Source organism: Sphingopyxis sp., assembly GCF_019459305.1.
In the GTDB taxonomy this organism is placed as follows: domain Bacteria; phylum Pseudomonadota; class Alphaproteobacteria; order Sphingomonadales; family Sphingomonadaceae; genus Sphingopyxis.
This window is the reverse complement of the sequence record NZ_JAIBES010000090.1, coordinates 27,511-41,458: the sequence shown is the minus strand read 5'-3', so window position 1 is coordinate 41,458 and position 13,948 is coordinate 27,511. Positions and strand designations below refer to the sequence as shown.

The 13,948-nt window shown below is 61.4% G+C and carries 12 protein-coding genes and 1 tRNA gene; 10 read left to right on the top strand and 3 right to left on the bottom strand.

Going from position 1 to position 13,948, the window contains the following annotated elements:
• Nucleotides 1-216 precede the first annotated feature (216 nt).
• The gene (locus K0M74_RS10755; RefSeq protein WP_293971720.1) at nucleotides 217-5,343 is read left to right on the top strand and encodes a RecQ family ATP-dependent DNA helicase; all 5,127 of its coding nucleotides are present in this window, start codon (nucleotides 217-219) and stop codon (nucleotides 5,341-5,343) included.
• 148 nt (nucleotides 5,344-5,491) lie between these two features.
• Here the strand turns inward: K0M74_RS10755 and K0M74_RS10750 are convergent.
• A tRNA-OTHER gene (locus tag K0M74_RS10750) sits at nucleotides 5,492-5,618 on the bottom strand.
• Nucleotides 5,619-5,757: 139 nt separating this feature from the next.
• Between K0M74_RS10750 and K0M74_RS10745 the strand changes: the two genes are divergently transcribed.
• Nucleotides 5,758-6,009, top strand: a complete 252-nt coding sequence (locus K0M74_RS10745) for an excalibur calcium-binding domain-containing protein (RefSeq protein WP_293971756.1) — start codon at nucleotides 5,758-5,760, stop codon at nucleotides 6,007-6,009.
• A 63-nt stretch (nucleotides 6,010-6,072) separates the two neighbouring features.
• On the opposite strand, the gene K0M74_RS10740 is transcribed toward K0M74_RS10745, so the two are convergent.
• Complete coding sequence (locus tag K0M74_RS10740; protein WP_088443334.1) at nucleotides 6,073-6,639, bottom strand: HNH endonuclease; 567 nt, start codon at nucleotides 6,637-6,639, stop codon at nucleotides 6,073-6,075.
• Nucleotides 6,640-6,808: 169 nt separating this feature from the next.
• Between K0M74_RS10740 and gluQRS the strand changes: the two genes are divergently transcribed.
• The 8 genes from gluQRS to K0M74_RS10700 all read left to right on the top strand — a co-directional run bounded on the left by gluQRS (nucleotide 6,809) and on the right by K0M74_RS10700 (nucleotide 13,611).
• Nucleotides 6,809-7,660: a tRNA glutamyl-Q(34) synthetase GluQRS gene (gene gluQRS, locus K0M74_RS10735; protein ID WP_293971717.1), complete on the top strand. Its 852-nt coding sequence runs from the start codon at nucleotides 6,809-6,811 to the stop codon at nucleotides 7,658-7,660.
• Between the two features lie 9 nt (nucleotides 7,661-7,669).
• Nucleotides 7,670-7,894: an HIG1 domain-containing protein gene (locus K0M74_RS10730; protein ID WP_088443329.1), complete on the top strand. Its 225-nt coding sequence runs from the start codon at nucleotides 7,670-7,672 to the stop codon at nucleotides 7,892-7,894.
• Between the two features lie 26 nt (nucleotides 7,895-7,920).
• Nucleotides 7,921-8,502, top strand: coding sequence for a cob(I)yrinic acid a,c-diamide adenosyltransferase (locus tag K0M74_RS10725; protein WP_293971710.1), 582 nt, complete (start codon nucleotides 7,921-7,923; stop codon nucleotides 8,500-8,502).
• A gap of 215 nt (nucleotides 8,503-8,717) precedes the next feature.
• Nucleotides 8,718-9,995, top strand: coding sequence for an ergothioneine biosynthesis protein EgtB (gene egtB / locus K0M74_RS10720; RefSeq protein ID WP_293971707.1), 1,278 nt, complete (start codon nucleotides 8,718-8,720; stop codon nucleotides 9,993-9,995).
• 1 nt (nucleotide 9,996) lies between these two features.
• Complete coding sequence (gene egtD, locus K0M74_RS10715; protein ID WP_293971704.1) at nucleotides 9,997-10,983, top strand: L-histidine N(alpha)-methyltransferase; 987 nt, start codon at nucleotides 9,997-9,999, stop codon at nucleotides 10,981-10,983.
• A 55-nt stretch (nucleotides 10,984-11,038) separates the two neighbouring features.
• Entirely contained in the window at nucleotides 11,039-11,905 is an 867-nt protein-coding gene (locus tag K0M74_RS10710; protein ID WP_293971702.1) for a 3-hydroxyacyl-CoA dehydrogenase NAD-binding domain-containing protein, read from the top strand.
• Nucleotides 11,906-11,942: 37 nt separating this feature from the next.
• Nucleotides 11,943-12,443, top strand: coding sequence for a hypothetical protein (locus K0M74_RS10705; RefSeq protein ID WP_293971700.1), 501 nt, complete (start codon nucleotides 11,943-11,945; stop codon nucleotides 12,441-12,443).
• 10 nt (nucleotides 12,444-12,453) lie between these two features.
• The gene (locus K0M74_RS10700; protein ID WP_366932650.1) at nucleotides 12,454-13,611 is read left to right on the top strand and encodes an epoxide hydrolase family protein; all 1,158 of its coding nucleotides are present in this window, start codon (nucleotides 12,454-12,456) and stop codon (nucleotides 13,609-13,611) included.
• A gap of 7 nt (nucleotides 13,612-13,618) precedes the next feature.
• Here K0M74_RS10700 and K0M74_RS10695 read toward each other — a convergent pair whose 3' ends face one another.
• Nucleotides 13,619-13,939: an MliC family protein gene (locus tag K0M74_RS10695; RefSeq protein WP_293971697.1), complete on the bottom strand. Its 321-nt coding sequence runs from the start codon at nucleotides 13,937-13,939 to the stop codon at nucleotides 13,619-13,621.
• Nucleotides 13,940-13,948 lie beyond the last annotated feature (9 nt).

The following is a 13,948-nucleotide window of genomic DNA, read 5'->3' as shown; positions in this document are numbered from 1 at the left end:
AGCAACTATTCCAGAATTCAGGTGGCAGAGCATACTGACCGCGTTTCGATGTCGTGCTCAAATGAAGCGGACAACGTTTTTGCCGAGACAGTTCCTCGCGCGTTGATCCGCCTCAGCTTATCTCTTTGCTCGGGCACGAAATTAGGTAAAATTCAGGTACTTTGAGATATGACCGAGCTCGTAACGCCACTACTCGCTAAAGGTTGAGGATACCAATTGACGATCTCAACCACTCTTTCTCCTTCGGAAACTGAACTTCTCGCAAGGTGCGTCTCGCTCGATATCGAGGTCAATCCGAAGACAGCGCAGATATTCGCATTCGCAGCCGTCCGCTTTGAAAATGAAGCTTCTATCCTCTCAGGAGCGAATGATTTTGGGCGAACCCTTGACCGGCTTGAAGCGAGCCTTGACCATTGTTCGCATTGCATCGGTCACAATATCATTCACCACGACCTCCCGCATCTCGCCGCCCATCGAACAAATCTGACAAAGCTATTCCGGGCTCCGATTGATACGTTGTGGCTTAATCCGCTCGCCTTTCCTCGCAACCCCTATCATCACCTCGTCAAGCATCATGTCGATGGCCGCTTGCAGGCCGGACACCTCAACGATCCAGAAAAAGACGCGAAGCTCGTGTTCGAGCTAATCCAGGATCAGCTGCTAGCCTTTTCCGAACTCAGGGCAAGTAAGCCCCTCATGCTTTCCGTGTTCCATTATTTGACAACACTTGGAGAGGGTATGGACGGCTTCGATGCCGTCTTTTGCGCTGCGCGAATGGCTGAAGCCCCACGAACAGATGAAGTCGAAGACGCCATTCGAAACTTACTTCGAGATGGCGCTTGCGAGGCTAGCATTGAGGAGCTGCTGAACAAGATATCCAGTCCGTCAAAGGGGTGGGCTACAGCCTACGCACTTTCGTGGATATCGGTGGCGGGCGGGGACTCGGTGATGCCGCCCTGGGTTCGCAAGCGATATCCCGACGCTGCCGAAATCGTGAAGCAATTGCGAGGCCGAGATTGTGGTAGCTCCGCTTGCGGCTGGTGCCAGCGGGTGAATGACCCGAAAGCAGCCTTGCTGCGCTGGTTCGGCTATGAAGCATTTCGGGCGAAGCCGGCGGATGAGCAAGGCAATCCTCTTCAGGAACGCATCGTTAGGGAGGCGATGCGAGGCAAAAGTCTCCTTGGGATCTTGCCGACGGGCACGGGTAAATCGGTTTGCTATCAGATCCCCGCCCTCACCAATTTCGAGAAAGTCGGTTCGCTAACCGTAGTCATCTCGCCGCTGGTGGCTCTAATGAGCGATCAGGTTCAAGGTATGGAACGCGCGGGGATTTCCTCGGCCGTTACGATCAACGGCATGCTCTCGATGCCAGAGCGGCAGAATGTACTCGATCTGGTTCGTATGGGCGATGCGAGCATTCTCTTGATCTCGCCGGAGCAGTTGCGAAGCGTCTCTGTTCGCTCTGTTCTTGCACAACGAGAGGTCGGCCTCTGGGTTCTGGATGAAGCGCATTGCGTGTCCAAGTGGGGCCATGATTTCCGGCCAGATTACCGGTATGTCGCCCGGTTTGTGAAGGAACATTCCGGCGATCGTGTCTCTGCGCCGATCCTATGTCTTACCGCCACGGCCAAGCCTGAAGTTGTTGAGGATATTCGCAAGCATTTTAGCGAACGGGTTGGAGCAGATCTCGAGCTCTATGACGGCGGGGCTGTGCGGACCAATCTCGCCTTTGAGGTCAGACCTACGGGTCGCAGCACCAAGCTCGCCGACATACTCGATGTCATTGAAGCGAAGTTGCCGAGTGAGGGAGCTGCAGGTGCCATTGTTTATTGCTCATCTCGAAAGCAGACTGAGCTGGTAGCCGAATTCCTTCAGCAGCAGGGGTTGATGGCGGATTACTTCCATGCAGGGCTGACGCCCGACCAGAAGAAGGATGTCCAGGAGCGGTTTCGGATTGGCGAACTGCGCATCATCGCTGCAACCAATGCCTTTGGCATGGGGATCGACAAGCCGGACATTCGGCTGGTGATCCACGGCGACGTTCCTGGTTCGCTAGAGAACTATTTGCAGGAATCAGGACGCGCCGGGAGAGATCGCGATCCGGCCGAATGTGTCCTCCTATTTGCGGAAGACGACGTAGAGCGACAATTTACATTGTCCGCACGAGCGCGGTTGGCCCGGCACGAAATCGCGGCAATCCTCAAGGCGCTCCGCCGCCTGGACGAAAAAACATCCAAGAAGGGGGATGTTGTCGCCACGTCTGGCGAGATTGTTCGCGCCGAACGTGACCATGAGTTCGAGCGAGATCTGCTGACGGATGATACCCGCGTAAAGACGGCAGTTTCATGGCTCGAGGAGGCAACACTGCTCGCTCGAGAAGAAAACCGGGTGAGCATCTTCCCTGCATGTCTGACTGTGCGCAGCCTGACCGATGCTGATGCCATCCTCGAGAAAGCAAAGATTACGGGCTCTCGACGAAAGCAGCTCTTGAGCATCGTAAGGCACCTGATGAGTGCGGCCCCTGACGAAGGCGTTACTACAGACGAGCTCATTGGCGTCAGCGGCCTCACCAGTGGGGGGCTTCCGAAAGCTATGCACGACCTAGAGGTCCTAGGCCTTGCGAAGAACGATATGGCGCTGACTGCCTTCATCCATGTCGGAGTTGAAGGGCAGTCGAGCGATCGCTTGCGGGTCGCCTCAAGCCTGGAGGCAATGCTGGTCGACGTACTTCGCGAGGCAGAGCCGGATGCCAATGCAGAGGAAGCTTTTCCGCTGCAGCTGTCACAGCTTTGCCAGAAGCTACGTGACGAGGGCTTCGACAACGCCCGCCCTAACATAATCGAAAAGCTGCTTCGAGGTTTGGCGCAGGATGGACGAGATCTCGATGGGGGCAAAGGCAACCTGCATATTCGCAAGCAATCGCGAAACACATTGTTCGTACGATTGCAGCGGACCTGGGGCGCGGTGGCGCGAACAGCAGCCTTTAGGCGCGAAGCTGCGCAAAATCTCCTCAACCACCTAGTGGGTAAGGTCGAAAAGGGGAAACGCGGCAAGGATCTCCTAGTCGAGACGACTTTGGGCGACTTGACCGCGGCCCTGACGTCCGATGCCTTTCTGAGCTTCGAAATCACCGACCATACAAAATTGCTCAATCGCGCTATTCTCTGGCTGCACGAGCAAGAGATTATCGTCCTTGGCAAGGGAATCACAGTTTTTCGATCTGCCATGACCATCCAACTGAAGCAGGGCGCTGGACAATTCACGCACCAGCATTTTAAACCGCTCGAGGAGCATTACGGCGAGCAGACTTTCCAGACGCATGTGATGGCAGCCTACGCTGCGAAGGGGCTTTCCTCGATCGATGCCGCGCTGGAGATGTCCGAGGACTATTTTGTTCTGGATCGCGATGACTTCACGCGAAGATGGCTTCCTGACCAGGCAATGACGATCCGGAGACAAACGTCTTCCGCCTCTTGGGAAGCAATTGTCGAACGCCTCAAGGACCCCGTCCAGCAAAGGATTGTGAGCGATGATCGCGAGCAAACAAACGTACTTGTTTTGGCCGGGCCGGGGGCCGGCAAGACAAGGACATTGGTGCACAGAATTGCCTACCTCGTCCGCGTCAAACGAGAAAATCCGAAAGGCATTCTTGTTCTGAGTTACAACAGACATGCCGTTACCGAGATTAGGACTCGTTTGCGGGATCTTATCGGCGAAGATGCGCAAGGGGTTACCGTATCGACGTGTCACGCGATGGCCATGCGGCTTGTCGGGGCGAGCTTTGTTGGTTCGTCAGCCCAGAATGCGGACTTTGATGACGTTCTGCGCGAGGCGGTCCGCCAGCTGGAGGGAGAGGGCCTGAGTAAAAACGAGGCCGAGATCCAGCGTGAAGCCTTGATCCAGGGTTATCGTTGGATCCTTGTCGACGAGTATCAGGATATCGGATCAGATGCCTACCGGTTCATTTCCGCTGTGGCCGGCCGATCGCTGGATGACTCTGATTTACGCCTTAGCCTGTTTGCCGTGGGCGATGATGACCAGAATATCTACGCCTTCGATGGTGCCTCAGTGAATTTCATTCGCGCATTTGAGGAAGACTACAAGGCGAAGCCGGAATATCTGGTCGAGAACTACCGCTCGACCCGGCACATCATCAACGCCGCGAACGGGGTGATGGTTTCTGCGGGTCATCGTATGAAGTCGGACCGAGAAATTGTCGTCAACAGCGGCCGGCGCAAGGAACCAGGAGGCGGAACTCTAGCAAATCTTGATCCCGTTGCCCACGGCCGCGTCCAGCTGCTCAGCTATGCGGGAGAACCATGGCAAGGTGCTTGCATCGCAGTTGACGAACTGTTGCGCCTGTCACGTCTAACAACAGATTGGGACTGGAAAAAGACGGCGATCATTTCGCGAAATTGGCAGCGTCTCGAAGCTGTTCGCAGTTATGCGGAGAAGTTGGGTGTTCCGGTCGAGATGGCCAATGAAAGGCTGCCTAGCATCTGGCGTCTTCGCGAGGTGCAGCAGCTGGTCACTATGTGTCGGGAGGACGAGCGCCAAGTATTGAGCGCGGACGACTTGGCTGAGTTTCTTGATCTCTTGCCACCCAATCGCTGGACCCGGCTCATCGAAAGAGGGGTTGAAGCACTCAGACGGGAAACCGGCGCCAGCCGCATGGCAGTGCCTGACCTTGTCGAATGGATTGCCGAATGGAGCCATGACGCGCGAGGCGAGCAGCAGGGCCTGCTTCTTCTAACTGCTCACCGAGCAAAGGGCCTTGAGTTTAACGATGTCGTGATCCTGGATGGCGACTGGCACAGCACCTCACGGAATGAAGATCGCGATGCGCCTCGCCGGCTGTTTTATGTGGCGATGACGCGGGCAAGGCGTAGCCTGTCAATTGTGACTCAGGGCGTGCACCCTTTTGTAATCAGCGAAACAGAAGCCATTCTTACTAGGACGGTTCCGCACCATCCAACTCAAGGCCCGCTCGAGGCAAGGAGCTACCAGCCGCCGGACATGGCTTTGGTGGATCTTTCATTTGCCGGCCGATTGATGTCTTACAATCCTGCGCTTGGGGGCATCGGGCAATGCCAGGTGGGTGATCGGATCAGCTTGGAAAGAGGGGACAAAGCTTGGATGATCAAGGACGCGACTGGTAGAATCATTGGAAGAATGAGCCGATCCTTTGCGCCTCCGGCCGGATGCGAAATTAGCCATGCCGAGGTTGGAGCCGTCGTTCGCTGGCGTCGTTCGGATAACGCTGAAGAGTATCGAGAGGCTATCGTGCGAGATGAGTGGGAAACGATACTTCCCGACATTATCTATACCCGCACGAATGCCTGAAGTGGACGGCGTCCGCCGAACCGGGCCAGTGCTTCCAGATTGTAATGAAATTACAATCCACGTGCTTCCTATATGCTTACAGAATCTACGCGCACGTGCTTCCAGCGTTCCCCGAGGGGAAATTTTATCATGGAATTCAGGGGGTTGTTGGTTGCGGGAGTAGGATTTGAACCTACGACCTTCAGGTTATGAGGAGCCACGCCCACACACAATCAGGCGTCGTGAGTTTGAAGATCGCGACCTTGGCCCCCCCGATGCCCAACTTCCATCCCGAAATTGGACAGCCAATTAGTCGACTATTTCGAATACAGGATTCGACAGTCGGTCCATTACGAGGCAGCTGCCCGGTGGGGACGGGGGTATGCATGTTATCTGATCGCTTCAGCGTTGGCCGCATTGTCATTGCCTGCCGTCGTGGACGCTCATCCGGGCGGGCTCGCGGCAGACGGCTGCCATAATGATCGCAAGAATGGTCGTCGACACTGCCACCGCGCGTCGGGCGGCTCAGTGTCCTCAGAAGATCGACCGCAACGCCTCACCGATCAATCGCGGGCATTCTCCGACTGTACCGCAGTGCGCGCTGCGGGAGCGGCGACGGTACGCCGCGGCGATCCCGGCTACGGGCAGCACCTCGACCGCGACAATGACGGAATTGGATGCGAATGATTTATAGGAACCGTGACCAAATACGCTAAGATCGGCCACCCTGTCAGTATTGTTGCCCGTCGGTCAGCCTTCCAGTTCGACATCCCAATACAGCCAGTCGATCCAGCTCGTATGCAGATAGCCCGGCGGGAAGGCGCGGCCATTGTCCTGTAGCTGCCAGCTCGTCGGACGCCACGGCTGGCGATAGATCGGCATGCGCGCCTGTTGCGGCGTCCGCCCGCCTTTTTTGAGGTTGCACGGCGCGCAGGCGGTGGTGACATTTTCCCACGTCGTCCGCCCGCCCAGCCGGCGCGGTACGACATGGTCAAAGGTCAGGTCTTTGCCCGAACCGCAATATTGGCACGAGAAACGGTCGCGCAGGAACAGGTTGAATCGGGTGAACGCCGGATGCTGCGACGGTTTCACATATTGGCGCAGCGCGATGACGCTGGGGATCGGCATCGTCCGCGTCGGCGAATGAATCTCGCGCTCGTAATTTTCGACGATGGTGACGCGGTCGAGGAAAACCGCCTTGACCGCGGTCTGCCATGGCCACAGGCTGAGCGGATAATAGCTGAGCGGCGTATAATCGGCATTCAGGACAAGCGCGGGACAGCTGTCGGGATGCCGGGCGAGATCGGGATGGAACATGGCGGTTGGACATTGCCCCCATTGCTGATCAGATGGCGCGCCACTGCCTTCCTCAAGTGACAAGCCTATTACATGCCGCATCAGAATCTGACGTCAAGGGGGCATCTGCCGCAAGATATGGAAGGATTCTGATGGCGCCAGCACAGTATATGGAGTTTTTACCACGGCGATGCTGACCCGTTTCGCGCCCAGCCCGACCGGCGACCTCCACCTTGGCCACGCCTATAGCGCCGTGCTGGCGCACGACGCGGCGCGCGCGGCGGGCGGCCAATATCTGATCCGCATCGACGATATCGACGGCAGCCGCTCGCGCGAGGAATATGTCGGCGCGTCGCTCGCCGATCTCGCATGGCTCGGGCTCGGCTGGGATAGCGAGCCGGTGCGCCAGTCGGCGCGGCTCGGCGATTATGCCGCGGCGCTCGGCACGCTGCGCGCCCGCGATCTCGTCTATCCCTGCTTCTGCACCCGCGCCGATATCGCCGCGAGCCTGAGCGCGCCGCACGGACCGTCGGGGGCGGTCTATCCCGGCACCTGCCGCACTCTTTCTAAGACCGAGCAGCAGCGGCGGATGGCGGCTGAGCCGCATTGCTGGCGCCTCGATATGGCCCGCGCGGTCACAAATGTCGGCGGGCTGACCTGGGAGGAGCAAGGGGAAGGACCGCGCCCCGCCGATCCGCTGGCGCATGGCGACATCGTCCTCGCGCGCAAGGATGCCCCCGCCAGCTATCATCTCGCCAGCACCCTCGACGACGCCGCGATGGGAGTCACGCACGTCATCCGCGGCGCCGACCTGATCGCCGCGACCGACGTCCACCGCCTGCTCCAGGCGCTGCTCGACCTGCCGACCCCGCTTTACCACCATCACGCGCTGGTTTGTGGTTCCGATGGCAAGCGGCTGGCGAAACGCGACGCCGCGGCATCACTCGCCGCGCTGCGCGCCACCGGCGTCGATGGCCGCGCGCTCGCCGCCGATCTGCTCGCCGGACGCCTTCCCACTGGTTATTCGCTGCAAATGCCCTAAATAGGGGCCATGAACATCTTGCTGATCATCGGCGTCGTCGTGGCGGCCGGCTTCGTCCTCTTCTCGCTCGCGCGGGGGCTCTTCTATTTTTCGCAAGGCCACCAGGCGGTGATCGACGGAAAAGTCGAAGAAAATCAGGTGATGCAGAACAAGATGATGATGTCGCGCGTCAAATGGCAGGCGATCACCATCATCCTGATCGTGCTGATCGGCTTGCTCGCCGCGGGCGGCTGATCCCGCCGCTGCGCAAGCCCCGATAAATGGTCAAACTGAACAAAATCTACACGCGCACCGGCGATGACGGCACCACCGGGCTGGTCGACGGCTCGCGGATCGCCAAATCGGCGCCGCTGATGGCGGCGATCGGCGATGTCGACGAAGCGAATAGCGCGATCGGGATCGCGGTCGCCGCGCTCCATCCGAACAGCGACGCCACCGCGATGCTGGTGCGGATCCAGAATGAGATGTTCGATCTTGGCGCCGACCTCGCCACCCCCGCCGACCCGGCGCATGGTTTCGGCCCGCACGATATGGCGCTGCGCATCGTCCCCAGCCAGATCGCGCGGCTGGAGGACGAGATCGACCGGATGAACGACGATCTGGAAGCGCTGCGCAGTTTCATCCTGCCCGGCGGCACCGACGCCGCCGCGCGGCTTCACCTTGCCCGCGCGGTGACGCGGCGGGCGGAACGGGCGGCGGTCGCGGCAGGTTCGGATCGCGACCTCAACCCGCTGGCGCTCACCTATCTCAACCGCCTGTCCGATCATCTGTTCGTGCTTACCCGGCACCTCAATGCCGCGGCGGGCGGCGACGTGTTGTGGAAACCCGGCGCGACGCGCTAGCCTATCGACGCCCCCGCGAAGGGCGTTCCAGAGTCACGTGCCTCGGAACGCGGCCACCCTCGTCCTTGCTCTTCGCTGCTGCGTAAACCGCTAGCGGCCCCGTCTTCGCGGCGGCGACAGGCTGTGTTCCCCAAATGTTCTAGACATTTCGCCGCCGCGTAACCATATTCGATCTTCATGCGAAACCGAATCGCACCGCGGGGGATTGTCTCATCATGGCCAGCCAAACCGACGCTTCACCCATCGCGCAAACCGCCAACCCGGCACACCTGCTCGCGCAGCGTTTCGCCGCAACGCGCCAGCTGTCGCTCGATCTTGTCGCGACGCTGTCTGACGCCGACGCCAGCGCGCAGTCGATGCCCGACGCGTCGCCTGCCAAATGGCATCTGGCGCACACGACATGGTTCTTCGAAACCTTCGTCCTGCGCGACCATGTGCCGGGCTATCGCCTGTTCGACGATCGCTACGCCTATCTGTTCAACAGCTATTATGAGGCCGAGGGACCGCGTCATGCGCGGCCGCAGCGCGGGTTGTTGACCCGCCCGTCCTTGGACGAAATCCTTCGCTGGCGCGCGCATGTCGATGCCGCGCTGCTCGGCGCGCTACCCGGCCTGCCGCCGGCGGCGCAAACGCTGACCGAACTCGGCATCCATCATGAGCAGCAGCATCAGGAATTGCTGCTCACCGACCTCAAGCATCTCTTCGCGCAGAACCCGCTCGGCCCAGCGGTGTGGGAAAAAACGGCAATCTCGCGTGACGTTGCGCCATTTTCCGCCATGAAATGGATCGAGGGCAGGGCGGGCATTGCGGCGGCCGGCCACGGCGGCGACGGCTTTGCCTTCGACTGTGAAGGCCCGCGCCACGATACGCTGCTCACCCCGCATGCGCTCGCCAGCCGCCCGGTCAGCAATGGCGAATGGCAGCAATTTATTGCCGACGGCGGTTATCATACGCCCTCGCTGTGGCTCAGCGATGGCTGGGCGTGGGTGCAGGCCGAGGGTATCGCCGCACCCGCCTATTGGGACGGCGAGGGTCAGTTCACGCTGTCGGGTTGGCAGGACATCGACCCCGCCGCTCCCGTCACCCACATCAGCTTTTTCGAAGCCGACGCGTTCGCGAGCTGGGCCGGTGCCCGCCTGCCGACCGAGTTCGAATGGGAAGCCGCCGCGGCGCGCCTCGATCCGGCATCGGGGCAGCAGCTCGACAGCGCCGGGCCGGTGCAGCCTGCCGCCGCCGCCGATGACGCCGGACTGCAACAGATGTTCGGCAGCGTGTGGGAATGGACCGGCAGCGCCTATCGCCCCTATCCCGGCTTTCGCGCCGCGCCCGGCGCGGTGGGCGAATATAATGGCAAGTTCATGAGCGGCCAGTTCGTGCTGCGCGGCGGCAGCTGCGCGACCCCGCGCGGCCATCTGCGCGCGTCTTACCGCAATTTCTTCTACCCCCATCAGCGCTGGCAGTTCACCGGCGTTCGTTTAGCCAAGGATCTCTGACATGGGCGTTGTTCGCAATCTTAGACAGGTCGACGCCGACGCCGCGGGGGTCGATATCGCGTTTCGCGCCGACGTCCACGCCGGGCTGGCGCAGGCGCAAAAGGCGATCCCGGCGCGCTGGTTCTACGATGCGACGGGCTCGGCGCTGTTCGAAGACATAACCGCGCTCCCCGAATATTATCCGACGCGCAGCGAAACCGACCTGCTCACCCGCCACGCCGCCGACATTGCCGCGGCGGTCGGCCCGGGCCGCGCAGTCGTCGAGCTTGGCTCGGGCAGCTCGACCAAAACCCCGTTGCTGCTTGGCGCGATCGCGCCTGCCGCTTATGTGCCGGTCGACATCTCGGGCGATTTTCTGCGCGACAGCGCCGCGGCGCTCGCCGCGCGCTTCCCCGGCCTGCCCATCTATCCGGTCGAGGCCGATTTCACCCAGCGCGTCGCAATGCCGCGCGAGATTTGCCCGCTACCCAAGCTCGGCTTTTTCCCCGGCTCGACGATCGGCAACATGGTCGCGCGCACCGCGGTCGATTTGCTCCGCAACTGGCGCGAGGCGCTTGGCGAAGAAGCGCTGCTGCTGATCGGGATCGACCGGATCAAGGATATTGCGGTGCTCGAGCGCGCCTATGACGATCCGGCGGGGGTCACCGCGGCGTTCAACCTCAACCTGCTCGAGCGGATCAACCGCGAACTCGGCGGTGATATCCCGGTCGAGAATTTCACCCACCGCGCGATCTGGAATGATGTCCATGCGCGCATCGAAATGCACCTTGTCGCGGCGTGCGACATGGATTTCACCGTCGATGGGCATGACTATCATATGGCAGCGGGCGAAACGATTCACAGCGAGAACAGCCATAAATATGGCGCGCGCGACGCCAACCTGCTGCTCCGCGCCAGCGGCTGGACGCCGGTGGCGACGTGGGACGACACCGACCCCGCCTTTGCCCTGATCCTTGCCGAAGCGACCGCCTTCCGTTCCGCCCCTTGACGCATGGGACCGAGCCCGTAGGGCACGGGCAGGGTTTCCAGCGAAAGGGCAGTTTATGATCGTCGGCGTCATCGGGGCAGGGCAAATGGGCGCGGGCATCGCGCAGGTATCGGCGGGCGCCGGCCATGACGTGTTGCTGTCTGACATCGACCTTGCGCGCGCCGAAGCCGGCAAGGCGGGGATCGCCAAGGCGCTCGGCCGTCTCGTCGCCAAGGAAAAGATGACGCAGGGCGATGCCGACGCGCTGCTCGCCCGCATCACCCCCGTCGCCGACCACAGCGCCTTCGCCCCCGCCGACCTCGTCATCGAGGCAGCGACCGAGCGCGAAGAGATCAAGCGCGCGATCTTTGCCAGCGTTGGCCCGCACCTCTCGTCCACCGCGATCCTCGCCAGCAACACCAGCTCGATTCCGATCACCCGTCTCGCCCAAGCCTCGCCCGATCCGGCGCGCTTCATCGGCGTGCATTTCTTCAACCCGGTGCCGGTGATGGGGCTGATCGAACTGATCCGCGGCCTCGCGACCAGCGACGCGACGCTGCAATCCGTCGAAGCCTTCGGCCGCGGCCTCGGTAAGGAAATCGTCCACGCCAACGACGCGCCGGGCTTCATCGTCAATCGCGTCCTGATGCCGCTCATCAACGAAGCCGTGTTCGCGCTGGGTGAGGGCGTCGCGACGATGCAGGACATCGACGCCGGTTGCCGTCTGGGCCTCAACCATCCAATGGGTCCGATCACGCTCGCCGACTTCATCGGGCTCGACACCTGCCTCGAAATCATCCGCGTCCTGCACAGCGGCACCGGCGATCCCAAATTCCGTCCCGCCCCGCTGCTGGTGCAATATGTCGAGGCGGGCTGGGTCGGCAAAAAGGCGGGCCGCGGCTTTTATGACTGGACGGGAGCCGAACCGGTCCCGACGCGTTAGTCTATTGGCTGTCAGGGGGCAGCAGAGGAGGCGTCATATGCAAAACAGATTTATCGTCGGATTGTCGGCCACCGCAATGGCCGCCGCGCTCATTCTCTCGGTCCCGTCGCAGGCGCAGTCCGGGTCGCGGGAAGATCCGACCATCAAGGACACCGCCAACAAGGTGACCGAACCATTTGACGGCAAGGAGGCGCCCGCCAAGCTGGTCGCGATTCAGGGCGATCCTTATTCCCTGGCGGGCATGCGCAAATGCGCCGCGATCCAGCAGGAAATCGTCGAACTCGACGAGGTGCTCGGCCCCGACGTCAACGAAACCGAAGAACAAAGCGTGGCGAAAAAGCGCGAGCGCACCGTGGGCCGCGTGGCTGGCAGCGTGGCCGGGTCGATCATTCCGTTCCGCAGTCTGATCGGCGAAATCACCGGCGCCAATGCCGAACGTCGCCGCTATGCCGAAGCGGTCTATGCAGGAACGGTGCGCCGCGGCTTCCTGAAAGGCGTCGGGCTCGAACGCGGTTGCAAGGCGCCCGCGCGGCCCTGATAAGCTGATAGTGGGGGGGATTTTCATGGACGTCGAGAATATCCGTGCGTTCGTCATCGATGTGCCGCAATCGGCGCTTGATGACCTGCAAGACCGCCTGGCGCGGACGCGCTGGCCCGAGAAGGAAACGGTGGGCGACTGGGATCAGGGCGTCCCGCTCGCCTATGCGCAGGAACTCGCGGCCTATTGGCGCGGCGAATATGATTGGCGCACCGTCGAAGCGCGGCTGAATGCGCTGCCCAATTATCTCGCGACGATCGATGGGCTCGACGTGCATTTCCTCCATATCCGTTCGGTCAATCCGGCGGCACGACCCCTGGTCCTGACCCACGGCTGGCCGGGGTCGGTGCTCGAATTCCTTGACGTTATCGAACCACTGTCGCGCGACTATCACCTCGTGATCCCGTCGCTGCCGGGCTATGGGTTTTCAGGCAAACCGACCGCCGCCAAGTGGAGCGTCGAGCATATCGGCGCGGCGTGGGACGCGCTGATGGTTGCGCTCGGTTACGAGCGCTATTTCGCGCAGGGCGGCGACTGGGGCAGCGCGGTGACCTGTGCGATCGGGATGAACCACGCCGATCATTGCGCCGGCATCCACGTCAACATGGTCGTGGGTGCGCCGCCGCCGGACCTGATGAACGACCTCACCGATGCCGAGCAGCTCTATTTGGCGCGCTTCGGCTGGTATCAGGCGAAGGATAGCGGCTATTCGACCCAGCATGCCACCCGGCCGCAGACGATCGGCTATGCGCTGACCGATTCACCCGTCGGGCAGATGGCGTGGATCGCCGAAAAATTCCATGGCTGGACCGATTGCGGGCACCAGCCGGGCGGTCAGTCGATCGGCGGGCATCCCGAAAAGGCGTTGTCGAAGGAGGCCATGCTCGACACGATCAGCCTGTATTGGCTGACCGCGAGTGCCGCCTCGTCGGCGCGGCTCTATTGGCACAGCTTCCGCAATTTCGCCGCGGGCGAGATATTGGTGCCGACCGGGTGCAGCCTGTTTCCGAACGAGATCATGCGGCTGTCGCGGCGCTGGGCCGAGCGGCGCTACAAGAATATCGTCCACTGGAACGAGCTGCCGCGCGGCGGCCATTTCGCCGCATGGGAGCAGCCCGAGCTGTTCGCCAGCGAGGTTCGCGCCGCGCTGGCGAAGATGGACCTTTGACCCGGCCCTAGCGCGGCACCACCACCTGGCGACAGGTTTCGGGCGACGAGCGCAGCGCGGTGTTCCACATCGCCTCATTGCCCTTGGTATGCAGGCGCCAGCCCGCACGATTTTCATAGATCGCGCCGCTGGCCGCGGGCGTGGAACGCATCGCTTCGGCGCGGCCGCCATTGACGCTCACCAAGGCGCGGTCGCCGATGAAATCGACCTTCAGCCGCGTGCCGCGGTCGCATTCATAATAGGTGCTGACCCCCGGCCCGCCGACCGACATGCAGGCGGGCAGCGCCAGCGCGGCGCCGCCAAGGGCGACGAATTTTATCCCGTGCATCGCAACCTC